Here is a 23,601-nt window from a genome sequence, read left to right on the forward strand (position 1 = left end):
GCGCGCGCATGATCGTCCTGACCAACAACGAGGGCAAGTCCGGCATCCGCGTCACGGCGCGCATGCTGGCCGAGGGCGCGCGCGGCCTGGACGCCATCGAGGCGGGCGTGCGCGTCGTCGAGGACGACGAGAACGTGCGCACCGTCGGCACCGGCGGCTGGCCCAACCTGCTGGGGCAGGTCGAGCTGGACGCCTCGTTGATGGACGGCACCACGCTGCGCACCGGCTCCGTGGGCGCGCTGCAGGGTTTTCGCCATCCGGTCAGCGTGGCGCGCCAGTTGCTTGAGCGCCTGCCGCACGAGTTCCTGGTGGGCGAGGGCGCCGCGCGCTTCGCGCGCGAGATCGGCGCCGAGCCGTGCGACCTGCTGGCCGATCATTCGCGCCGCGCCTGGCGGCGCTGGTACGAGGCAGAGGTCCGCGAGCAGGACAAGGGCGCCTGGCCCGAGGTGCCGCTGGCGGACTATTGCCGGTCCGCCGTCGATCCCGAGATCGGCCGCGACACCACGGTGTTCCTGTCCATCGACGCCGGCCGCCACGTCGCGGCGGGCACCAGCACCTCGGGTTGGGGCTGGAAGTATCCGGGCCGCCTGGGCGACAGCCCGGTGATCGGCGCGGGCTCGTACGCCGACAGCCGCTACGGCGCCTGCGCGTGCACGGGCGCGGGTGAGATGACCATCCGCGCCGGCACCGCGCGCGCCGTGGTGCTGTACATGAAGATGGGCATGAGCGTCGAGCGCGCCGTGGAAGAGGCCGTCAACGACCTGCGCGCCCTGAAGGGCGGGCTGATCAGCCGCGTGACGATCCACGCCATCGACACGCGCGGCAAGCACCGCGTGGTGGCGGTCAACGGCCTGCCCACCAATCACTACTGGTTCTGGGTGCCCGGCATGGCCGAGCCCGAGTCGCGGCCGGCCGAGATCATCCCCATCTCGGAAGGCACGCCCCAGATCAAGAACAACGCAATGACGCGCTACACCACATGACGCCACATCGAGGCAACCCATCCATGTCCACAGACAATCCCCATGCCAATGCCGAGGTCGGCGAAGAGTCGCGCGACCTGAACGCCGCCAAGGGCTGGCATCCGCCGCACGCGGCCAGCGCGCGCGACCGCGGCGACGGCCCGTACAGGCGCCTGGTGCTGCGCGGCGCCACCATCATCGACGGCACCGGCGCGCCGCCTTGGGGGCCGGTGGACATCGTGGTCGAGAACGACCGCATCGTGGCCATCGTCAACGTGGGCACGCCGCACAAGGCGATCAATCCCGCGCGCCGCCCGGCCGCGGGCGAGCACGAGATCGACTGCCACGGCAAGTACGTCACGCCGGGCTTCATCGATTCGCACGCGCACATCGGCACGCCGTACCACTCGATGAGCGGCGAGGTGCCGCCCGCCGACTACATCTACAAGCTGTGGCTGGCCCACGGCGTGACCACCATCCGCGAGATGGGCTCGATCAACGGCCTGGGCTGGAACCTGGAGCAGAAGCAGCTGGCCGCCAGCAACCAGATCGCCGCGCCGAACATCGTGGCGCACGTGGCGTTTCCGGCCGTCAACGACCGCGTCAAGACCATCCACACGCCCGAGCAGGGCCGCGAATGGGTGCGCAAGCTGCATGCGCGCGGCGCCGACGGCATCAAGTTCTTCGGCGCGCCGCCGGCCATCATGCAGGCCGCGCTGGACGAGGCCCGCAAGCTGGGCCTGCGTTCGGGCTGCCACCATGCGCAGATGGCGGTGACGCGCGTGAACGCGCTGAAGTCGGCCGAGTGGGGCCTGACCAGTTCCGAACACTATTACGGCCTGCCCGAGGCGCTGTTCGAGACGCGCGTGGTGCAGGACTTCCCCACCGACTACAACTACAGCGACGAGTACTACCGCTTCGCGCTGGCCGGCCAGACCTTCATGCAGGCGGCGCAGCCGGGCAGCGCCAAGTGGCGCGAGGTGATGGACCGCTTCCTGGAACTGGGCCACACCTTCGTGCCCACGTTCAACATCTACGACGCCAACCGCGACCTGATGCGCGCGCGCCGCGCCGACTGGCACGACGACTACACCTGGAAGGCCATCTGGAAGTACTTCCAGCCGCAGCGCGGCGGCCACGGCGCCTACTGGTATCGCTGGAGCACCACCAACGAGATCGAGTGGAAGCAGAACTACCGCCTGTGGATGCAGTTCATCAACGAGTACAAGAACCTGGGCGGACGCGTGTGCGCGGGCAGCGACTCGGGCTTCATCTTCCAGATCTACGGCTTCGGCTTCGTGCGCGAACTGGAGCTGCTGCAGGAAGCCGGCTTCCACCCGCTGGAGGTGCTGCGCGCGGCCACCTCGCTGGGCGCCGAGCTGCTGGGCATCGACGAGGAAACGGGTTCGGTGGACGTGGGGAAGCGCGCCGACCTGCTGATCCTGGACCAGAACCCGCTGGAAGACTTCAAGCTGCTGTTCGGCACGGGCGCCATGCGCCTGAACGACGACACCGGCGAAGTCGAATGGAAGCGCGCGCTGCGCTACACCGTCAAGGGCGGCGTGGTGTACGACACCGAGCAACTGCTGGCCGACGTGCGCGAACTGGTGCGCGGCAGCTGGGATGGAGATCCGGATGGTCCCCCCCACGCCCGTTGACCTGGTCATCCTGTCGGGCTTCCTGGGCAGCGGCAAGACCAGCCTGCTGGTCGATTTCCTGCAAGGGGACGACGGCGCCGACACGGGCGTGATCGTCAACGAGGCCGGCGAGATCGGCATCGACGGCGCCATCGTGGCGGACAGCAAGGACGACGTGCTGATGACGCTGCTGGCCAACGGCTGCGTGTGCTGCTCGCTGCGCAGCAGCCTGGTGCACACGGTCAATGCGCTGCTGGACGCGCCGCGTCCGGCGGGGCACGGTCCGTTGAAGCGCATCATCCTGGAAACCAGCGGCCTGTCGCGGCCCGGCCCGATCATCGCCTCGCTGGCCGATCCCGAGCTGGCCTCGCGCGGCCTGCGGCTGACGGTGGTCACCACCTACGACTGCCGGGCCGGCGCGCTGGGCGACCCGCAGTTCGAAGAGGCGGCCGCGCAGTTCGCCGCCGCGCAGCGCATCGTGCTGACCAAGACCGACCTGGTGCCCGCCGGCGAACTGGACATGCATCGCGCCCGCGCGCAGGCGTTGAATCCGCTGGCCCGCGTCGTGGCCGAGGCCGACCGTGCCGCCGCGGTGCGCGAGGCCTTTGCCGCGCTGCCCGGCGCGCAGGCCGTCGACCTGGCCCTGCAGGCATTGCGCGAGGCGGGCGCCGCGGGGCCCTTGCGCCATCCGCGCATCCGCGTATGGACGGGCGAGGCCACGGGCCCCATCAGCTGGACCGACTTCTCGATGTGGCTGGATGATCTGACCGGCTTCTGCGGCGAGCGCCTGCTGCGCGTGAAGGCGCTGCTGCGGGTGACGGACTGCGCCGAGCCCATCCTGATCCAGGGCGTGGGCAGCACGTTCGGCATGCCGCGCCGCATGGCCTCGGCGCCGACCGACCGCGACGTGCTGGTGGTGATCACGCGCGACCTGGAACTGGCGGACCTGCAGGCCATGGCGCCGGACGCGCCGGTGCGGCTGCGGGCGCTGGAATAGGGCGGCGTTACCGCGTTTCACCAGTAGGGGTAATCGGTAGTACCCGAGGGGTGCCACCGCAGGCAGAATACGGTTGCACAAGCAGTAGAACATCCGCAAGTCAGTCGTTCACATCACTTCTTCAGTACCCACGCACGTAAAGAGGACAATCATGAATTCACGGGGCATGCACCGCCGCAGCTTTCTGAAAACCGCATCCGGCCTGGTGCTGGCACCCGCGCTGCCGATGATCCCGGGCCTGGCTCACGCCGCCGGCGGCAACGTGGTCGTGGGTACCTGGGGCGGCGACTACCAGAACCTGCTGCAGCAACACATCGGGCCCATCGTGCAGAAGGCCGGCATCGACGTCACGTTCGACACCGGCAACGCCGTGGCCCGCGTGACCAAGCTGCGCGCCGAGCGCAATTCCCGCCGCGGCAGCATGGACGTGGCGCTGCTGGGCGAGGTCGACATGTTCGACGCCTCGCTGTCGGGCGCCCTGGCCCCGGTCGCGGACAACACCAAGTACCTGCCCAACCTGGGCAACGTGTTCGACCAGTTCCGCACGCCGTATTCCATCCCGCACATCTTCAGCGCGATGGTCCTGGTGTACAACACCGAGAAATTCCCGACGGCGCCGGATTCGCTGGACATCATGCTCGATCCGAAGAACAAGGGCCGTGTCGGTTTCTCTGACATCCTGTACCAGTACAACGGCGTGTTCGTGGGCGCGGGCGGCGCGGGCGAGAAGTTCGACAGCTACGAGCCGGGCAAGAAGTTCCTGGCCGAGCTGAAGAAGAATTCGCCGCGCGTGTACCCCTCCAACGAGGCCGTTGCCGCCGCGTTCAAGTCGGGCGAGATCTGGGTCGCCGCCATGTGGAAGGCGCGTGCGCTGCAATGGCGCGACGCCGGCCTGCCGCTGGATTTCGTCATTCCCAAGGAAGGCAGCATCCCGGTCGTGTTCGAAGGCGCCGTCGCCAAGAACTCGCGCAACGGCGAGCCGGCCTGGGGCTACCTGAACGCCATGCTGGATCCCTCGGGCCAGGTCAATTTCGCGCGTGCCATGGGCTACGCGCCCACCGTGCGCAATGCAGAACTGCCCGAAGACCTGCGCAAGCGCGTCAGCTTCACCGAGGCCGAGCTCAAGCGCATCCGTCCTTACGACCTGCCCAAGCTGACCGCGCAGAAGGCCGCGTTCCTCGAGTACTGGACCAAGTCGTTCAAGGCAGACCTGTAGGCCGCGCCCTGCATCGATCCTCGGCGGGCCATCGCGGCCCGCCGTCCAGGACGGCCCGCCTCGCGCGGGCCGTATCGTTTTCAGGGCCGCGGCGCATCATCATTTCACGCGCTTGTCAGCAGGGGTTATCGCCAATACGACGCGGTTTTACCGAGGCGCAAAATCCCGGTGCAACTGGCCGCCCGGTCAGGCGGGCGGCCGCACCACAAGTGGCGGGACGACCTGTACCCTCCCTCACCCCCCTGGAGGCACTCCGATGTTTGCACTTACCCGACAAATCCTGGCGGCCGGTATCGCGGCCGTCTGCGTCGCCGGCGGCGCCCATGCCGCGGATATCAAGTTCGGCTTCGCCGGTCCGTTGACGGGCCCGCAGTCGCACTACGGCGAAGACATGCAGAACGGCCTGACGCTGGCCATCGAAGAGGCCAACAAGCAGGGTGTGAAGGTGGGCGGCTCGGCCGCGCGCTTCGTGCTGGTGTCGCGCGACGACCAGGCCGATCCGCGCGTGGGCGTGCAGGTGGCGCAGCAACTGGTGGACGAGGATGTCGACGGCATCCTGGGCCACTTCAATTCGGGCACCACGATCCCGGCCTCGCGCGTCTACCACGATGCCGGGATCGCGCAGATCGCCATGGCCACCGCGCCGGAATACACCAGACAGGGCTACGACAACACGTTCCGCATGATGACCAGCGACACCCAGCAGGGCGCCGCGGTCGGGAAGTTCATGGTTGAGACCCTGAAGGCCAAGAAGATCGCGCTGATCGACGACCGCACGGCGTATGGCCAGGGCCTGACCGACGAGGTGGAGAAGGCCGTGAAGGCGGCCGGCGGCACCGTCGCGCGCCGCGAGTACACCACCGACAAGGCCACGGACTTCAACGCCATCCTGACCAACATCAAGGGCGTGGCGCCGGACGCCATCTTCTACGGCGGCCTGGACGCGCAGTCGGGCCCGATGAAGCGCCAGCTGGCGGCGCTGGGCATCAAGGCTCCGCTGGTGTCGGGCGAGATGACGCGCAGCGACACCTTCCTGAAGCTGGCCGGCGATGCCGCCGACGGCACCTATGCCTCGCTGGCCGGCGTGCCGCTCGAACAGATGAGCGCCGGCAAGGAGTTCGCGCAGCGCTACGAGGCGCGCTTCAAGAAGGCGCCGGGCGTGTATGCGCCGTACGCCTACGACGGCGCGTGGACCCTGATCGAGGCCATCCAGAAGGCGGGCTCGGCCGAGCCCTCGAAGTACCTGCCCGTGCTGGCCAAGATCGAGCGCAAGGGCGCGACCAGCGAGCACATCGCCTACGACAAGAATGGCGACCTGAAGGAAATCTCGGTCACCATCTACCAGGTGCGCGACGGCAAGTGGCAGATGGTCCAGACCATGGTCAGCCAGGCCAACAACTAAGGCCTGCATCGTTCGCAGTGCCGGCGCGCGCGGGCGCGCCGGTTCCCGCCGCCGCGTCGCACGCGGCAAGGCCTGCCACATCAAGGGCCCCATGGACATCTTCACGCAGCAACTCATCAACGGCCTGACGCTGGGCAGCGTGTACGCGCTGGTCGCCCTGGGATACACCATGGTGTACGGCATCATCGGGCTGATCAACTTCGCGCACGGCGACGTGGTCATGCTGGGCGCCATGACGGCCACCATGATCGCCGCGTCCATGGTGGGCGCCGATCCGTCGGTCTCTGCCTTCGCGGTGATCGGGCTGGGCCTGATCGCCTCCATCGCGCTGTGCATGGCGGTGGGCTGGACCGCCGAGCGCGTGGCCTACCGGCCCCTGCGCCGCGCGCCGCGGCTGGCGGCGCTGATCACCGCCATCGGCGTGTCCATCATCCTGCAGAACGTGGCCATGATGGTATGGGGCCGCAACTACCTGAATTTTCCGCAGGTGCTGTCGCCGCGCGTGCTGGAACTGGGCGGCGCGCGCATCAGCACGCTGCAGATCGCCATCGTGCTGATCGCCGCCGCCATCATGGCGCTGCTGCTGGCGGTGGTGCACCGCACGCGGCTGGGCACCGCCATGCGCGCCACCGCGCAGAACCGCGAGGTGGCGGGGCTGATGGGCGTGAACATCAACACGGTCATCTCGGCGGCCTTCCTGATCGGCTCGGCGCTGGCGGCCGTGGCGGGCGTCATGGTCACCACGTACTACGGCGTGTCGCAGTACACCATGGGCTTCATGCTGGGCCTGAAGGCGTTCACGGCCGCGGTGCTGGGCGGCATCGGCAACCTGGGCGGCGCGATGGCCGGGGGGCTGCTGCTGGGCATCATCGAGGCCATGGGCTCGGGCTACATCGGCGACCTGACGGGCGGCTTCCTGGGCAGCCACTACCAGGACGTGTTCGCGTTCGTCGTGCTGGTGATGGTGCTGATCTTCCGTCCGTCCGGCCTGCTGGGCGAGCGCGTGGGGGACCGGGCATGATGCGCATCGCCTGCGTTTACGCATGCGTTCCCCCGCGCCATGCCGGAGCCACGCCATGAACGTGTCCGCCAAATCCTGGGCGCCGCGGCAGGTCGCGGCCATCGTCATGATCGGCGCCGTGCTGGCCGTGCTGCCCTTCGTGCTCGGCCTGGCCGGGCAGGGCTGGGTGCGCATCCTGAACTTCGCGCTGCTGTACGTGATGCTGGCGGTGGGGCTGAACATCGTGGTGGGCTTCGCGGGCCTGCTGGACCTGGGCTACATCGCGTTCTACGCGGTGGGCGCGTACACGTGGGCGCTGCTGGCCTCGCCGCACTTCGGCCTGCACCTGCCGTTCTGGGCCATCCTGCCCATCGGGCTGGCGGTGGCCGCGCTGTTCGGCGTGATGCTGGGCGCGCCCACGCTGAAGCTGCGCGGCGACTACCTGGCCATCGTCACGCTGGGCTTCGGCGAGATCATCCGCATCTTCCTGAACAACCTGAACGCGCCGGTCAACATCACCAACGGTCCACAGGGCATCAACCGCATCGATCCGTTCATGATCGGCGACTTCACGTTCAGCCGCGCGCAGACCATCCTGGGCGTGCGCGTCACGGGGCCCGAGAAGTACTACTACCTGCTGCTGGCGATGGTGCTGCTGATCCTGCTGGTGTGCGTGCGGCTGCAGAATTCGCGCATCGGCCGCGCGTGGGAAGCCATCCGCGAGGACGAGATCGCCGCCAAGGCCATGGGCATCAATACGCGCAACGTGAAGCTGCTGGCCTTCGCGATGGGGGCGTCGTTCGGCGGCGTGGCGGGTGCGATGTTCGCGGCCATGCAGGGCTTCGTCAGCCCCGAGAGCTTCAGCCTGACCGAGTCGATCTCCATCCTGTGCATGGTGGTGCTGGGCGGCATGGGCAACATACCCGGCGTGATCCTGGGCGCGCTGATCCTGGCGGCCCTGCCCGAGTTCCTGCGCGCGGTGGTCGAGCCGGCGCAGCGCATGCTGTTCGGTGACGTGGTGCTCGATCCCGAGGGCATCCGCATGCTGCTGTTTGGCCTGGCGATGGTGTGCGTGATGCTGTTCCGTCCCGCGGGGCTGTGGCCGTCGGCGGTGCGCCGGCGCGAGCTGGCCAGCCGCGAAGGAGGGGCGGCATGACGGCACTGCTGCGAGCCCAGAACCTGAGCAAGCGTTTCGGCGGCCTGCAGGCGCTGTCCGAGGTCAGCTTCGACATCCAGGCGGGCGAGATCTATGGCCTGATAGGCCCGAACGGCGCGGGCAAGACCACGCTGTTCAATGTGCTGACCGGCCTGTACGTGCCCGAGGAAGGGCGCTGCCACTTCGACGGCCAGGCGCTGCTGGGTCGCAAGCCGCACGAGGTGGCGCATGCCGGCCTGGCGCGCACCTTCCAGAACATCCGCCTGTTCGCCAACCTGAGCGCCATCGAGAACGTGATGATCGGCCGCCACGTGCGCACGCGCGCGGGCCTGCTGGGCGCGGTGCTGCGCACCCGGGCGCAGCGCGAGGAAGAGGCCGCCATCGAGGCGCACGCGCACCGCCTGCTGGACTACGTGGGCATCGGGTCTCACGCCAACGACGTGGCGCGCGCGCTGTCCTACGGCGACCAGCGCCGCCTGGAGATCGCGCGTGCGCTGGCCACCGATCCGAAGCTGCTGGCGCTGGACGAGCCGGCCGCCGGCATGAACGCCTCCGAGACGCGCGTGCTGCGCGGGCTGATCGAGAAAATCCGCGGCGACGGCGTCACGGTGCTGTTGATCGAACACGACATGAAACTGGTGATGGGCCTGTGTGACCGCGTGCTGGTGCTGGAATACGGCAAGGTGCTGGCGATGGGCCGGCCCGCCGAGGTGCAGCGGGATCCGCGCGTGATCGAGGCGTATCTGGGCGCGGGCGCGGCGGCGGCGGCCTTGCCGAAGGGGGCGGCGCAATGACGGCCTTGGCTTCCGGCGCCCCCATGCTGGCCCTGGACGACGTGCAGGTGGCCTACGGCGGTATCCGCGCGGTGCGCGGCGTCACGCTGCACGTGGAGCCCGGCGAGCGCGTCTGCCTGATCGGCGCCAACGGCGCGGGCAAGAGCACCACGCTGCGGGCCATCTGCGGCCTGGTGCCGCTGGCCGGCGGCGCGGTGCGCTACGAGGGCCGGTCCATCGGCGGCCGTCCGCCTTTCGAACTGGTGCGCCAGGGCCTGGTGATGGTGCCCGAGGGGCGCGGCATCTTCGGCCAGCTCACCATCGAAGAGAACCTCTCCATGGGCGCCTACGTGCGCCGCGACACGGCGCAGATCCGGCGCGACGTCGAGCGCGTGTTCGAACTGTTCCCGCGCCTGGCGCAGCGTCGCCGGCAGGCCGCCGGCACGCTGTCGGGCGGCGAGCAGCAGATGGTGGCCATGGGCCGCGCGATGCTGGCCCGGCCGCGCCTGCTGCTGCTGGACGAGCCCTCGATGGGACTGGCGCCGCTGATGGTGGAGAAGGTCTTCGAGGCCGTGCGCGCGATCGCGGCCGAGGGCGTGACGATCCTGCTGATCGAGCAGAACGCGCGCCTGGCGCTGGAGCACAGCGACCGCGGCTACGTGATGGAATCGGGCGAGCTGACGCTGTCCGGTCCGGCCGCGCAGTTGCTGGACGATCCGAAGGTGCGGGCGGCGTACCTAGGGGAATAGGGCGCGGCGCGGTCGTCGATGCCGTTCCGGGTAGGCGCCGGCTTTCGCATTGCAGGGCGCCTGTCGTCACATTCCACATTCCACGCCTCGCGCCATCGACGACCGCGCGGGGGGCGTTTGGTCCATGTGTCGGAACCGCTCCGCGCCCGTCGGGTCGATCCCGTTCGGACGGCGCCTTCCGATGCGCCGCCTTCACAGGAAATCATCGATCATGAGCGGATTCGGTATCGGCCTGGCGCTGTTCGCGCTGGCCAGTTTCTACGCGGCCTGGTCCTCGCGCCGCGAAGGCTGCGAGAGTCGCGACAGCGTCGCGCTGGCCAGCGTGGGCGTGATGTCGACGGGGGGCTGCCTGGCCACCTGGCTGTAGGCGCCCTGTGGACGCCAGGCTCCCGCCGGCGCAGGCGGGCGAGGGCGGCTCCGGACACACGCGGTCCGGAGCCGCCTTTTTATGCCTGCCCGGCCGTCGCGCCGTCCTGCGCCGGCTCGCGCCGGCCCGCGCGCACCTGGCCGATCCGCAGCCCATCGCGCTGCACGATCTCGAAGCGCCAGTCGCCCCAATCGATGGTTTCGCCCACCTCCGGCAGGCGTCCGCCCACGCGCAGCAGCGCGCCGGCCAGCGTGGCGTCCTGCACCGAGCTCTGCAGCGCCGGGTCCTCCAGCAGCATGCGCGCTTCCTCCACCGGCATGTCGGCGTCCAGCAGCCACAGGCCGTCGCCCAGGCGCGTGGCGGGCGGCGCCTCGTTGGGGGACTCGGGCAGGTCGCCGCCCACCGCCGTCAGCACGTCCAGCGGGGTGACCAGGCCTTCGCAGCTGCCGTGCTCGTCGACCACGATCAGCATGTGGTCGCGCGTCTGGCGCAGTTCTTCCAGCACCTTCAGTATCGGCACGCTCTCGATGATGTAGTGCGGCTTGCGCGCCAGCTCGATCAGGTCGACCGCGCCCGGCACCTGCAGCCTGGGCATCACGTCCTTGAAGTGCAGCACGCCGATGACGTTGGACGCGTCGCCCTCGCACAGCGGCAGGCGCGCGTGGCCCGAGGCGAACTTGCGCACCACGGTGTCGGTGTCGTCCTTCACGTCCAGCCAGGTCATCTCGCCGCGCGGCACCATGATCGAACGCACGTCGCGCGAACCCAGCGCCAGCACGCGCTCGATCAGGCTGCTCTCCTCGGGCGCGAAGGCGGGCTCGTCGCCCACGCCGTCGACCAGCGCGGCGACGTCCTCGGCGGGGTTGTGCGCATGCGCGGGATCATGCCTGCCCGCGCGCAGCAGGCGCAGCACGGCCTGCGCGGTGCGCTGGCGGCCGGTCAGGCCCTGGCTGCGGCGGCTGCGGTTGCGGCGCGCCAGCTGGTTGCAGGCCTCGATCAGGATCGAGAAGCCGATGGCCGCGTACAGATAGCCCTTGGGCACGTGGAAGCCCAGGCCTTCGGCCACCAGGCTGAAACCGATCATCAGCAACAGGCCCAGGCACAGGATGACCACGGTGGGATGGCGGCCGACGAAGGCCATCAGCGGACGGCTGGCCAGCATCATCACGGCCATGGCGACCACGACGGCGATCATCATGATGCTCAGGTCCTGCACCATGCCGACCGCGGTGATGACCGAATCCAGGGAGAACACGGCGTCCAGCACGATGATCTGCAGGATGACCTGCCAGAACACCGCGTGCTGGACCTTCTGCGTGCCGGTGTGCGTGCTGCCTTCCACGCGTTCGTGCAGTTCCATCGTGCCCTTGAACAGCAGGAACACGCCGCCGAAGATCAGGATCAGGTCGCGGCCCGAGATCTCGGCGCCGAGTACGGTGAACAGCGGCGCGGTCAGCGTGACGACCCAGGCGATGCTGGCCAGCAGGCCCAGGCGCATCACCATGGCCAGCGACAGGCCGATGATGCGCGCGCGGTTGCGCTGCTCGGGCGGCAGCTTGTCGGCCAGGATGGCGATGAACACCAGATTGTCGATGCCCAGGACGATCTCGAGCACGATCAGGGTCGCCAGGCCCAGCCAGGCGGTGGGGTCGGACATCCAGTCGAAAATCATGTGTGTATCCAGTAGGGACGCGTTCGGGCGGCGCGGCGCGCGTCGGGCGCGGCGGCGGGCCAGCCGGAAAAAAAGGGGGCGGTGCGCGAGAGGGCGCGCGGCGCGCGGTCCTTCGCAGGGGCGGCACGCGGGACGGACGCGTCGGGGATGACGTTCGGTCTGACGGCGAAGACGGCGCGGCGGCGGTCTTCCGGGAAGAAGCGCCACGGCGGGATCGGCCGGGGCGCGGTGCTACTGGGAGGTTCGCTGGTCATAGGCAAGGACGGTGCCGCGGTGCTGCCGGCCAGGGGCCTGGGCTGCGGGGCCATCCTTTCTTACGGAAAGCTGAATAATACAGCAGCCGCCGGTTTTTTCCAGCGGCGGGCGGCGTGGCGAGACGTCAGAGGTGCAGCGGCGGCCGCGCGCGGCGCCTCGCATCCGCATCCACCAACGGATCGAACACCTGCGCCTTGACCCGCGCATAGCAGAGCGGGGCGCCGTAGGTGGTGTGGTGCGACGCGCCCGGCGCTCCGGGCGGCACGGCGTCCGCGACGTCCAGCAACTGCACCGGCGCGCCGCGCTGCCTGAACGCGGCATAGGCGGCGCGGCTATTGGCATAGGCCACGATCGTGTCCTGACTGCTGCCGCACAGGGCGGTGGCGACGTGGGGCGTCCAGTCCAGCAGGTCGTTGGCGGCCAGGCGCCGGCGCAACGCATTGGCGGGGTTGTCGCGGAAGTCCGCGGTGAACGCGGGCTGGCGCAGCGTGTCCATGCCGCCATCGGCGGGGAACCGGGCGCGCAGCGCGCCCAGCGTCTGGTCGCCGGGATACCAGGCCTCGATCCGTTGCGCGTAAGGCTCCTTGAACACGTCGCGGGGCGAACGATAGATGTCGCCGTAGACGTGCTGGTAGCTGATCATCGTGTAGGCCAGCAGCTGCGGCGCCAGCACGTTGGGCTGCCCGTTGGTCAGGCCGGCCCAGGCCTGCAGGAAGGTCTGCTGCAGCGCATACGGTCCGGCCATCGGCGCCGCCGCGGCCAGCGGGATGCGGTCGAGGTAATGGCGCTCGATCTCGCGCTGCGCGGCCATGGCCGCGTGGCCGCCCTGGGAATAGCCCATCAGCAGCGTCAGGCCGGACCAGTCCGGCTTGCGCGCGCGCATGAATTCGCGCGCCGCCAGGATGGCGTCCACGACGGCGCTCGCTTCCGAGTCGGCATGCAGGTACGGATGATAGGGATAGGTCGAGCCGCCCAGGCCGAGATAGTCGGGCACCACCACCGCATAGCCATGCGCGGCGAAGGTCGAAAGCACCGGGTCCGATGCCGCCGCCTGGCTGGCGCGCACCCGGCGCTTGCTCTGCGTGCCCGGCGCGCTGGCTAGCAGCGGCGTGCGGGCGGAGTCGCCGGCAGCGGCGTCGTGCGGCGCCGGCTTGCAGCGGCGCGGCAGGTACAGCGCGGCCGACAGGTCTTCCGGTTCGCCGCGCACGCCGATGCTGCGGTAGGTGGCTTCGACGACCTGCACGTCGCACGCGGCCTGGCCGCCGGGCGCCGCGCCGCGGTTCGCGCGGTCGATCGCCGCGCGGGTGTACTCGGTCACCGGCCGGGTTTGCAGCAAGTCGCCGCGCGGTGCCGTCCGCGCCTGGGAATGCGTCTGCGGAAGGACTTGGGCAAGGCCCGAGAAGGGCGCGCCCAGCAGCAGCAGGACGGCGAACGACAGACCTGACGACCCTCTGAACTTCGGACACACGATCGACATGAGTAGCCCCGTAAAGTTGAAGGTAGTATAAATATGGATGAGAATCATTGTTAGTTACAAGGCGTGGAAGCTCTGCCTTGGAACCGGCACCCGCAAGGCGGCGCTCCCACAAGCAGGAGCCGTCGTGCGCATCGTGGCTGGGCCGCACGCAGGTGCGGGCCCGGGCCCGCATGCGCCTGAAAACAGCCTGCGGCATCCACGGCACAGAGAGTCTGGCGAATGTCGAGTGCGAACTCGAGGCAGGCCTGTTTGCAAGAACAGAATAGCTAACCGTGTGCAATGCGTCCCGCCCGCGAAGCCAGGCGCGACGAATCGGAGGTGTGGTCCATGTCAGCGAATCCGTCCAGCGTGACGTTAGGCCGGGTGTTCATTGCGCACCGGGCCGAGCTGCGAGGCTTGGCGCGCAAGGTCGTGGGAGGGGCGGACGAAGCGGACGACGTGCTGCAGGATGCGTACCTGAAACTGGTCGAAGGCGCATGCGCCCGCGACGTCGAGAAGCCGTACGCGTATTGCTGCCAGGTGGTGCGCAACATGGCGCTGGATTACCGCCGCCGCAAGAGCGTCGAGATCGCCTATTGCGCGCAGTCTCCGGATGGCGAACTGCCCGACGTGGCGGGCGGCTTCGAGCCGGACGACGGCGTGGACGAGCGCCGCCTGCTGCAAGTGGTCAGCGACGTGCTGGCCACCTTGCCGCCGCGCACGCGCCACGCCTTCGAGCTCTATCGGCTGCAAGGCCTCACGCAGCGCGGCATCGGCGAGAAACTGGGGATTTCCGCCACCATGGTCAATTTCCTGCTGAAGGACGCCAGCAAGGCTTTGGCCTCCTGCTATGATCTTTACAGGCAGGGCCGTGGCTGATTGAACAGGCGGACGACGATACGCCAGAAAGTCGAGCGCCACGCGCACACGGATACAACCGGCCGCCGCGCGGGTGCAGGCGGCACAGCAATAGTGAGTCCATGAACCCGACTTCATCCTCTCCCGATCATGAGGTCTGGGAAGCCGCGTTGGCCTGGGTCCAGCGGCAGCACGACGACACCTCCTTCGATGACCAGGCACGGCAGGCACTGATCGACTGGCTGCGCCAGGATCCCGAACACCGCCGCGCGTACGACAAGGCCGCCCGGCTGTGGCTGCTTGCCGGGCTGGTGCCTCCCGCGAACGACCTCGATCCCCCGCCGGACTGTAAGGGGCCCACCGACGCCTGAGCCGGCCGGTGGGTGCCCCGAGTTTCCGCTTCGACGCGCCGCACGCGGTGCCCCATGTGACGCCGCCTGGGCGCAGGCGCGCGCAGGCCTGGCAGGACGCCGCTTCCCGCCATCCCACTAAACAAATCCATCGCTCCCTCGTCATATCCGGAGAAGCCGCTGCGCGCTTGCCGCGCTCGGGCCCAACCGCAATAGAAACGAGGGTGCCGCATGTCTACGAGTTGCTTCGACCGCGAAGACGAAACGTTCATCGTCCTGGTCAACCACGAAGATCAATACTCGATCTGGCCGCATTGGAAGGCCGTGCCGGACGGCTGGACCGCCGTGCAGGGCGTGCGCGGCGACAAGAAGACCGTGCTCCAGTACGTGGAGGACACCTGGACCGACATGCGTCCGCGCTCGCTGCGCGAATGGATGTCCGCCCAGGATGCCGCGCCGCAGGGTGAGGCCGCCAGGGAAGGGGCCTGAGCGCCATGGCGCCGACCCGGCTGGTGTGCCTGCCGTGCGCGGGCGCCAGCGCCACCATGTATCTGCGCTGGCGGCGCCTGCTGCCGGCCTGGCTGGAAGTCATGCCGGCCGAACTGCCGGGCCGCGGCGCGCGCCTGGCCGAAGACATCGCCACGGACTTCGACGCGCTGGTCGATACGCTGTGCGACGAGCTGGCCCCGTCGCTGGCCGGCGACTACGTGCTGTTCGGCCACAGCATGGGCGCCTTGCTGGCCTACGGCATCGCCGTGCGCCTGCGGGCCCAGGGCCGTGAGCTGCCGCGCGCCCTGGTGGCCTCGGGCAGTCCCGCGCCGTCGCACCGCGATCCGCAGCGCTTCGCGGGCCTGGACAGCGACGCCAGCCTGATCGAGGACCTGCGCAAGCAGGGCGGAACGCCCGAGGAAGTCTATGCGAATGCGGAAATGCTGCGCATGACGCTGGACATCCTGCGCGCCGACTACGACGTGTGCCGCAGCTTCCGCCTGCGTCAGGAAGCGCCGCTGCCCTTGCCCGTGCACGTGTTCGCGGGCCGTGCCGACGAGATCGCGCTGCACAGCCTGTTGCCGTGGCAGCAGGCCGCGCAGCCCTGCACCCTGGACTGGTTCGAGGGCGGGCATTTCTTCGTGCGGCACGATGAAGCCGACGTGCTGCGCATGCTGCAGCGGCGGCTGCAGGTTCGAACAACGCAGGTGTCCGGCGATGCGCGGCCCGTGGCCGCGTAGGCGCGCGGCATCGCTGGCCCCGGGGCCACGGAGGAATCATGAGTCTGGAGATTGCGCGCTTCGTCCGAACCGCGCCGGACGGTTCGTCGCTGCCCGCGCTGATCGCGCCGGCCGTGCCGGGAGAGTCGCTGGGCGGCAGTCTGCCGCGCCTGCGGGATGACATCGACACGGCGCTGCTGTCCCACGGAGCCGTGCTGCTGCGCGGCTTCGGGGTGCCGGACGTGCAGGCTTTCGAGGCGTTCGCCTCGTCGTTCGGTCATCCCTTGCTGAAGTACGAATTCGGATCCACGCCGCGCAGCGCGGTGTCGGCGTCCGGCGTCTACACCTCGACCGAGTATCCCGCGCACCAGTCGATCCCCCTGCACAACGAGCAGGCCTACACGACGGAATGGCCCATGCGCATCTGGTTCCATTGCGTGACGGCGGCCGAGCAGGGCGGCGCCACGCCGATCGCCGACAGCCGCGCGATCTACCGCCGCATGCCCGAGGCGCTGCGCCGCCGCTTCGAGCCGGGCGTGCGCTACGTGCGCAACTACGGCGATTTCGACGTGCCGTGGCAGCAGGTGTTCAACACGGACGATCGGGGCGAGGTCGAGCGCTACTGCGCCGCGTCCGCCATCAAGTGCGAGTGGCTGGCCGACGGCGGCCTGCGCACCGACCAGCTGTGCCAGGGCGTGGCGGTGCACCCGTGGACGCGCGAGCCCGTGTGGTTCAACCAGGCGCACCTGTTCCACGTCTCCAACCTGATGCCGGAAGTGCGCGAGTCGCTGGAGGCCGTGCTGGGCGTGGAGAACCTGCCGCGCAACGCCTACTACGCGGATGGGTCGCCCATCGAGGACGGCGTGCTCGACGAGGTGCGCGCCGTGCTGGACGCGGAGACGGTGCGCTTCGACTGGCAGCAGGGCGACGTGCTGATGCTGGACAACATGCTGGTGGCGCATGCGCGGGATCCCTATCGCGGGGCTCGCAAAGTGGTGGTGGCCATGGCGCATGCCCATGGGCAATCGGCGGGGCTGGGCGAGCCCGCCCTGGTGGAACAGGACGCGAGATGAAATCGATGAGCGGCGATACCGGAGTGGCGGACAGCATCGTGGCGCGCCTGTGCGAGCATGCTGCGCACAGGCCCCATGACACGGCGCTGGTGGTGGTCGACAGCGACGACGGTCCGGCCGCGGATCGGCGCATCAGCTACGAAGCCTTGCACACCCGTGCGCGCGCGGTGGCCGCGGGGCTGCGCGAGTGCGGCCGGCAGGGCGACCGCGTGCTGCTGATGCTGGACAACGACGATCACTACGTCGTGGGCTTCCTGGCATGCCTGTACGCGGGCCTGGTGGCCGTGCCCGCCTATCCGCCGCACGCTTCGCGGCCGCAGCTGGCCGCGCGCGTGACCGCGATCGCGCAGGCTTGCGATCCGGCCTGCGTGCTGACGTCCGAGGCCTGCCTGGAGGACGTGCGGCAGGCGCTGACGGGCGTGGTGCGCGTGCCCATCCTGACCGCCGGCGCGGCGGCGCGCGCCGAGATGCCCGCATGCCGGCTGCCCGGCGCGGACGAGATTGCCTTCCTGCAGTACACGTCGGGCTCGACCTCGCAGCCCAAGGGCGTGATCGTCACGCACGGCAACCTGATGGCCAACGAGGCCGCCATCGAGGCGTCGCTGTCCGTGGGCGCGGACGACGTGTTCGTCTCGTGGCTACCGCTTTATCACGACATGGGGCTGATCGGCGGCCTGCTGCAGCCGCTCTACCGCGGCATCCCCGTGGTGCTGATGTCGCCGCGCTTCTTCTTCGAGCGGCCGGTGCGCTGGCTGCAGGCGATCTCGCGCTATCGCGGCACCATCAGCGGCGGGCCGGACTTCTCGTATCGCCTGTGCGCCGAGCGCATCGCGCAAGGCGACGGCGGCCTGGACCTGTCGAGCTGGCGCGTCGCGTTCTGCGGCGCCGAGCCGGTTCGGCACGACACGCTGGAAGACTTTGCCGGCGCCTTCCGGCAGGCCGGCTTCGATGCGCAGGCGCTGTATCCCTGCTATGGCCTGGCCGAGGCCACGCTGCTGGTGGCGGGCGGGCGGCGCGGCGCGGGCCTGCGCGCGCTGCGCTGCGACGCCGATGCCCTGACGCGCGGGCAGGCCAGCGAGCGGGCGGACGGCAATCCGCAGGTGTCGTGCGGCTACGTGGCGCCGCTGCACCGGCTGGCCGTCGTCGACCCGGCCACCGGCCTGCCCGTGCAGGACGGCGCGGTGGGCGAGATCCGCGTGCAGGGCGGCAGCATCGCGCGTGGCTACTGGAACGACCCGGAAGCCAGCGCCGAGACCTTCGTGGCGGGCGAGGGCGGGCACTGGCTGCGCACCGGCGACCTGGGCTTTCTGAAGGACGGCGAGCTGTACGTCACCGGCCGGCTGAAGGACCTGATCATCGTGCGCGGCCAGAACCTCTATCCGCAGGACATCGAGCGCGCGGTCGAGGACCGCGTCGAGGCCGTGCGCAAGGGCCGCGTGGCGGCCTTCGCCTGCGCGCGCGCCGATGGCAGCGAGGCAGTGGGCATCGCCGCGGAGATCGGCCGGGGCACGCAGAAGCGCGCGACGGCGCGGCAGATCGGCGCCGCGATCTCGGCCGCGGTGGCCGAGGCCTGCGCCGAAGTACCGAGCGTGGTCGTGCTGCTGAATCCGGGCGGGCTGCCCAAGACCTCCAGCGGCAAGCTGCAGCGGCGGGCCTGCCGGGCGGCGCTGCAGGACGGCACGCTGGACGCATGGTCCGTGCTGCGCGAGGACGACGCGGTTTCCGGCGGGACTCCCGCCGCGGATGCGCAATGGGACGGCGATCCCCTGGCGGTGGGCATGAAGGCGATCTGGGCGCAGGTGTTGAAGCGCCCGTGGGACGAGCTGGCCGGCGATCCCGATTTCTTCGCGCTCGGCGGCAGCTCGATGGCGGCCGTGCAGCTGGCCGCGCGGATCGGCGCATGCTGGGCCGTGGACTATCCGGTGCGGTTGGTCTATGAGCATCCCCGCCTGTCGCAGGCAGTGCGGCAGGTGCGGGGGCGGCAGGGCACGCCGCATGCAGCGCCCCAGACCATCGCGCGCCTTGCGCCCGCCGTGCGTGCCGACGTGATGCCGCTTTCGCATGCCCAGCAGCGGCTGTGGTTCCTGTGGCACATGGAGCCCGCCAGCACGGCGTATCACATCTCGTGCGCGCTGCATTTGAAGGGCAGGCTGGACCTGGCGGCCGTGCGGGCGGCGCTGGAGGGCCTGCTGGCGCGCCACGAGGCACTGCGCACGGTGTACGTGCGCGACGCGGCGGGCTTGGTGGGTCAGCGCGTGCTGCCGCGCGCCGCGCTGCAGATGGCGACCGTGGACCTGGCCGGGCTGCCCGCGCAGGCACGGGCTGCCCGGCGCGACCAGGCCCTGCACGATGCGCACGAGGCCCCGTTCGACCTGGCGGCTGGCCCGATGCTGCGCGCCTGCGTGATCGACGAAGGGGAAGGGCGCCACGTGCTGGCCCTGACCGTGCATCACATCGCGGCCGACGGCTGGTCCATGCAGGTGCTGTTCGACGACTTCGCGCGCAGCTATGCGGCGCGGGTGCGCGGCGCTCAGGATGCCGTGCCGGCGCCCGCGCTGCAGTACGCGGACTATGCGCTGTGGCAGCGCGACCGGCTGGCGCAGGGCGAGGCGCAGCGCCAGTTGGCCTGGTGGCGCGACCAGCTGGGGCAGGACCATCCCGTGCTGGAACTGCCCACGGACCGTCCGCGCCGCGCGGGGGCGCTGCATGGCGCGGCGGCCGTGCATGCCTTCGCGCTGCCCGAACGCGATGCGCTGGCCCTGCAGCAGGCCGCGCGCCAGGCGTCGTCCTCGACCTTCATGGTGCTGCTGGCGGCCTTCCAGGCCCTGCTGTTCCGCTATGCCGGGCAGTCGGACGTGCGCGTGGGCACCACCCACAACAACCGGACGCAGCCCGAGATCGCGGGCATCGTCGGCTTCTTCGTGAACCTGCAGGTGCTGCGCGCCGACGTCGACGGCCGCATGACGCTGGCCGACCTGCTGCGCCAGGCGCGCCAGGCGGTGCTGGGCGCGCAGGCGCACGCGGACCTGCCGTTCGAGATGCTGGTCGAGGCCCTGCAGCCGGGCCGCGACCCCGACCACAGCCCGCTGTTCCGCGTGCTGATGAACCACCAGGCGCTGGACGACGGACTGCTGCGCGCGCTGCCGGGGCTGAGCCTGCAGGATCTGACGCAAGGTCGCCAGGCGGCGCGCTTCGAGCTGGCGCTGGACACCATGGAATACGGTCCCGGCGACATCCGGATGCGCCTGACCTATGCGCCGGCGCTGTTCGACGCCGGCACCATCGAACGGCTGGCGGCTTACTACCTGTGCATGCTGCGCGCCTGCACGCAACAGTCCGACGCACGCGTCGAGGACGTGGAATTGCAGGAGCCGATGCGGCTGATCGAGACGCCTGCCGCGCCGGCCGCCGTGGCGGTGCAGGGCTGCACGGCGCTGCTGCATCGCCGTATCGCGCAATGGGCGGAGCGCGACGGCGCCGCGCCGGCGCTGACGGGCGGCGGGGTGACGCTGACCCGCGCGCAGCTGGATGCGCGCGCCAACCGCGTGGCGCATGCGCTGCGGGCGAGCGGCATCGGCGCGCAGGATCGCGTGGGGTTGATGATGCCGCGCGGGCCGGACCTGGTGGTCGCCTTGCTGGGCATCCTCAAGGCCGGCGCGGCATACGTTCCGCTGGATCCCGCCTATCCGGCGGATCGCCTGGCCTACATGGTGGCCGATTGCGGCATGGCGGGGCTGGTGGCGGACGCGCCGCACGCGGCCTCGGCGGCGGAGCTGGCGCCCGGGTTGAACATCTGGACGCTGGACGCGCTGGCCGAGACTGGCGGCCGGGAAGACGACCTCGCGCTCGATCTGCCCGCGCAGGCGCTGGCCTACGTGATCTACACCTCGGGCTCGACGGGGCAGCCCAAGGGCGTGGGCGTGACCCATCACAACGTGGCGCGCCTGCTGGATGCCACGCAGGCCGACCTGGCGCTGGGCAGCGCCGACGTGTGGACGCTGTTCCATTCGTATGCTTTCGACTTCTCCGTCTGGGAGATCTTCGGGGCGCTGTGCCTGGGCGGGCGGCTGGTCACGGTGGACCACGCCGTCAGCCGTTCGCCGGAGGATTTCGCCGCGCTGCTGCGCGACGAGTCGGTGACGGTGCTCAACCAGACGCCGTCGGCGTTCCGCTCGCTGATGCAGACCCAGCTGGCCCAGGCCGGCGCGCTGCAGTCCCTGCGGCTGGTGGTGTTCGGCGGCGAGGCGCTGGACGTGGGCAGCCTGCGGCCCTGGATCGAGCGCTACGGCGACCAGCGCCCCGCGCTGGTCAACATGTACGGCATCACCGAGACCACCGTGCACGTGACGCACCGGCGCATCCTGCGCGCCGACGTGGACGGCGGCCGCAGCCCCATCGGCCGCGCCATCGACGACCTGCGCCTGTACGTGCTGGATGCCGCGCTGCGCGTCGCGCCGCTGGACATCGCCGGCGAGCTGTACGTGTCCGGCGCCGGCGTGGCGCGCGGCTACCTGAACCGTCCGGGCCTGACGGCGCAGCGCTTCCTGGCGGATCCGTTCGCCGCCGACGGCGCGCGCCTGTACCGCACGGGCGACATGGCGCGCCGCCGCGCCGACGGCGAGACCGAGTACCTCGGCCGCATCGATCATCAGCTGAAACTGCGTGGCTTTCGCATCGAGCCCGGCGAGATCGAGACGCAGCTGCGCGCGTGCCCCGGCGTGGCCGACGCGGCGGTCTCGCTGCGCGATGGGCCGGACGGGCAGGGCCGCCTGGTGGCCTACGTAGTGCCGGCCGCGGACCAGCCCGGCAGCGCGCAGGACGAGGCGCCGTCGCTGGTGTCGCAGTGGGAAACCGTGTTCGACGGCACCTACGAGCATACCGACGTGGCGCCCAGCTTCCGCGGCTGGAACAGCAGCTACACGGACGCGCCGATTCCAGAGGCCGAGATGCAGCGCTGGCTGGACGACACGGTGGCGCGCATACGTGCCCTGGGCGGGCGGCGCATGCTGGAACTGGGGTGCGGCGTGGGCCTGCTGGTGCAGCACCTGGCGACGGGTGCCGAGCAATACCTGGGCACTGACCTGTCGGCGCGCGCGGTGGGCGACCTGCGGCAGTGGCTGGCGACGCAGCCGGCGCTGCGCCACGTCCAGCTGGTTCGCGCGCAGGCGACCGACGTGCCGCCGGGGCCGCACGACGTGGTGGTGCTGAACTCGGTCGCGCAGTATTTCCCGGCGCTGGCCTATCTGGGCGAGGTGCTGCGCAATGCGTCCGCCGCGCTGGCGCCCGGGGGGCGGATCTTCGTCGGCGACCTGCGGCATCCCGCGCACCTGCATCTGTTCCATGCGACGGTGCTGCTGCACAAGGCCGATCCCGATACGCCGCTGCGCCAGCTGCGCCAGCGCGTCGAGCGCGCGGTGGAGCGCGAGAAGGAACTCGTCGTGGATCCGGCGTATTTCCACGAGGCCGCGGCGCGCCTGGGCCTGGGCGCGGCCCGGGTCATGCTCAAGCGAGGTGGCGACGGCAACGAGCTGACCCGCTACCGCTACGACGTGGCCCTGGGCCCGGCCGAGACGCTGGGCCAGGCGCGGGATGTCCGCGAGGTGCCCTGGGACGCGCTGCCCGCGGGCGTGGCGGACGTCGAGGCTCTGCTGCGCCAGCAGCCGGACGCCGCGCTGCGCGTGACGGGCATCCCCAATGCCAGGCTGTCGCGCGACGCGGCCGTGTGGCGGGCGCTGCGGGACGCGGCGCGCGCCGAGGTCACGGCGGCCGCGCTGCGCGCCGAGATGCAGGACGTCCGGGCCGTCGGCATCGAGCCGCAGGAGCTGCTTGCGCTGGCCGAGGCATTGGGCTGCGAGGCCCACGCGGATTGGCGCGGCGCGGACCCGGAGGGCGGCTACGACGTCGAATTCGCGCGGCCCGGCGCGGCGCGGTCGGCCGCGCCGGCGCCGAGGCACGACGGGCGCTCAGTGGCCACCGACCCCCTGCGCGCCCAGCGGCTGGCCGCCTTGCCGGCGCGCGTGCGCACCCGCCTGGCGGGCCTGCTGCCCGAGTACATGGTGCCCGGCCATTACGCGCTGGTGGATGCCCTGCCGCGCACGCCCAGCGGCAAGCTCGATTACCGCGGCCTGCCCGAGCCCGAGGTGGCCGCGCGGCCCGCCGCGTCCGAGCCGCCGCAAGGGGCCGTCGAACAGGCCCTGGCGCAGGTCTGGGGTCAGGCGTTGAGCCTGGACAGCGTGGGCCGGGACGACAACTTCTTCGAGATAGGCGGTCATTCGCTGCTGGCCATACGGGTCAAGGCGATGGTCGCGGAACGGTATGGCTGCGAGATCCCGATCCGCAGTTTCTTCGATCACCAGACCCTGCGCGAGATGGCGGCCACCCTGGACCCGGCCCCGTTCGACGCACCCGACGCCAAGGCGCAACGCCTGTCGGAACTGGCCTCCCTGCTGGACGAACTGGAAGGATGAAGC

At 70.4% G+C, this 23,601-nt stretch carries 18 protein-coding genes; 16 read left to right on the forward strand and 2 right to left on the reverse strand.

Features of this window, described 5'->3' with window-relative positions; genetic code table 11:
- Positions 1-8: 8 nt before the first annotated feature.
- The 10 genes from FS845_RS12250 to FS845_RS26525 all read left to right on the forward strand — a co-directional run bounded on the left by FS845_RS12250 (position 9) and on the right by FS845_RS26525 (position 10,259).
- Positions 9-983: a N(4)-(beta-N-acetylglucosaminyl)-L-asparaginase gene (locus FS845_RS12250; RefSeq protein ID WP_144635149.1), complete on the forward strand. Its 975-nt coding sequence runs from the start codon at positions 9-11 to the stop codon at positions 981-983.
- A gap of 23 nt (positions 984-1,006) precedes the next feature.
- Positions 1,007-2,620, forward strand: coding sequence for an amidohydrolase family protein (locus FS845_RS12255; protein ID WP_144635152.1), 1,614 nt, complete (start codon positions 1,007-1,009; stop codon positions 2,618-2,620).
- Positions 2,598-3,596: a CobW family GTP-binding protein gene (locus FS845_RS12260; RefSeq protein ID WP_144635155.1), complete on the forward strand. Its 999-nt coding sequence runs from the start codon at positions 2,598-2,600 to the stop codon at positions 3,594-3,596. The genes FS845_RS12255 and FS845_RS12260 overlap by 23 nt, the downstream gene beginning before the upstream one ends.
- A gap of 151 nt (positions 3,597-3,747) precedes the next feature.
- The gene (locus FS845_RS12265; protein ID WP_144635158.1) at positions 3,748-4,812 is read left to right on the forward strand and encodes an extracellular solute-binding protein; all 1,065 of its coding nucleotides are present in this window, start codon (positions 3,748-3,750) and stop codon (positions 4,810-4,812) included.
- A gap of 256 nt (positions 4,813-5,068) precedes the next feature.
- Positions 5,069-6,214, forward strand: a complete 1,146-nt coding sequence (locus FS845_RS12270) for a branched-chain amino acid ABC transporter substrate-binding protein (protein WP_144635161.1) — start codon at positions 5,069-5,071, stop codon at positions 6,212-6,214.
- A gap of 169 nt (positions 6,215-6,383) precedes the next feature.
- Complete coding sequence (locus tag FS845_RS12275) at positions 6,384-7,235, forward strand: branched-chain amino acid ABC transporter permease (protein ID WP_409929292.1); 852 nt, start codon at positions 6,384-6,386, stop codon at positions 7,233-7,235.
- Between the two features lie 55 nt (positions 7,236-7,290).
- Entirely contained in the window at positions 7,291-8,370 is a 1,080-nt protein-coding gene (locus tag FS845_RS12280; protein ID WP_144635167.1) for an ABC transporter permease subunit, read from the forward strand.
- Positions 8,367-9,164: an ABC transporter ATP-binding protein gene (locus FS845_RS12285; RefSeq protein ID WP_144635170.1), complete on the forward strand. Its 798-nt coding sequence runs from the start codon at positions 8,367-8,369 to the stop codon at positions 9,162-9,164. Before FS845_RS12280 ends, FS845_RS12285 begins: the two co-directional genes overlap by 4 nt.
- Entirely contained in the window at positions 9,161-9,892 is a 732-nt protein-coding gene (locus FS845_RS12290; RefSeq protein ID WP_186332254.1) for an ABC transporter ATP-binding protein, read from the forward strand. The genes FS845_RS12285 and FS845_RS12290 overlap by 4 nt, the downstream gene beginning before the upstream one ends.
- A gap of 211 nt (positions 9,893-10,103) precedes the next feature.
- Complete coding sequence (locus tag FS845_RS26525; protein WP_186332255.1) at positions 10,104-10,259, forward strand: hypothetical protein; 156 nt, start codon at positions 10,104-10,106, stop codon at positions 10,257-10,259.
- Positions 10,260-10,338: 79 nt separating this feature from the next.
- On the opposite strand, the gene FS845_RS12295 is transcribed toward FS845_RS26525, so the two are convergent.
- Both FS845_RS12295 and FS845_RS12300 read right to left on the reverse strand, forming a co-directional pair.
- Complete coding sequence (locus FS845_RS12295) at positions 10,339-11,931, reverse strand: TerC family protein (RefSeq protein ID WP_144635173.1); 1,593 nt, start codon at positions 11,929-11,931, stop codon at positions 10,339-10,341.
- Positions 11,932-12,310: 379 nt separating this feature from the next.
- Complete coding sequence (locus tag FS845_RS12300) at positions 12,311-13,663, reverse strand: alpha/beta hydrolase family protein (protein ID WP_186332256.1); 1,353 nt, start codon at positions 13,661-13,663, stop codon at positions 12,311-12,313.
- Positions 13,664-13,990: 327 nt separating this feature from the next.
- On the opposite strand from FS845_RS12300, the gene FS845_RS12305 reads away from it, so the two are divergent.
- From FS845_RS12305 to FS845_RS12330, 6 genes are all read left to right on the forward strand, one after another.
- Positions 13,991-14,521: a sigma-70 family RNA polymerase sigma factor gene (locus FS845_RS12305; protein ID WP_144635179.1), complete on the forward strand. Its 531-nt coding sequence runs from the start codon at positions 13,991-13,993 to the stop codon at positions 14,519-14,521.
- A 101-nt stretch (positions 14,522-14,622) separates the two neighbouring features.
- Entirely contained in the window at positions 14,623-14,871 is a 249-nt protein-coding gene (locus tag FS845_RS12310) for a FecR/PupR family sigma factor regulator (protein ID WP_144635182.1), read from the forward strand.
- Positions 14,872-15,081: 210 nt separating this feature from the next.
- Entirely contained in the window at positions 15,082-15,339 is a 258-nt protein-coding gene (locus FS845_RS12315) for an MbtH family protein (RefSeq protein WP_144635185.1), read from the forward strand.
- Positions 15,340-15,344: 5 nt separating this feature from the next.
- On the forward strand, positions 15,345-16,079 hold the full coding sequence (locus tag FS845_RS12320) for a thioesterase II family protein (RefSeq protein WP_144635188.1): 735 nt from the start codon (positions 15,345-15,347) through the stop codon (positions 16,077-16,079).
- Positions 16,080-16,117: 38 nt separating this feature from the next.
- Positions 16,118-17,131, forward strand: coding sequence for a TauD/TfdA family dioxygenase (locus FS845_RS12325; protein WP_144635191.1), 1,014 nt, complete (start codon positions 16,118-16,120; stop codon positions 17,129-17,131).
- On the forward strand, positions 17,128-23,598 hold the full coding sequence (locus FS845_RS12330; protein ID WP_144635194.1) for a non-ribosomal peptide synthetase: 6,471 nt from the start codon (positions 17,128-17,130) through the stop codon (positions 23,596-23,598). Before FS845_RS12325 ends, FS845_RS12330 begins: the two co-directional genes overlap by 4 nt.
- Positions 23,599-23,601: the final 3 nt, after the last annotated feature.

The sequence above is a fragment of the Bordetella genomosp. 13 genome (assembly GCF_007679965.1).
GTDB lineage: Bacteria > Pseudomonadota > Gammaproteobacteria > Burkholderiales > Burkholderiaceae_B > Bordetella.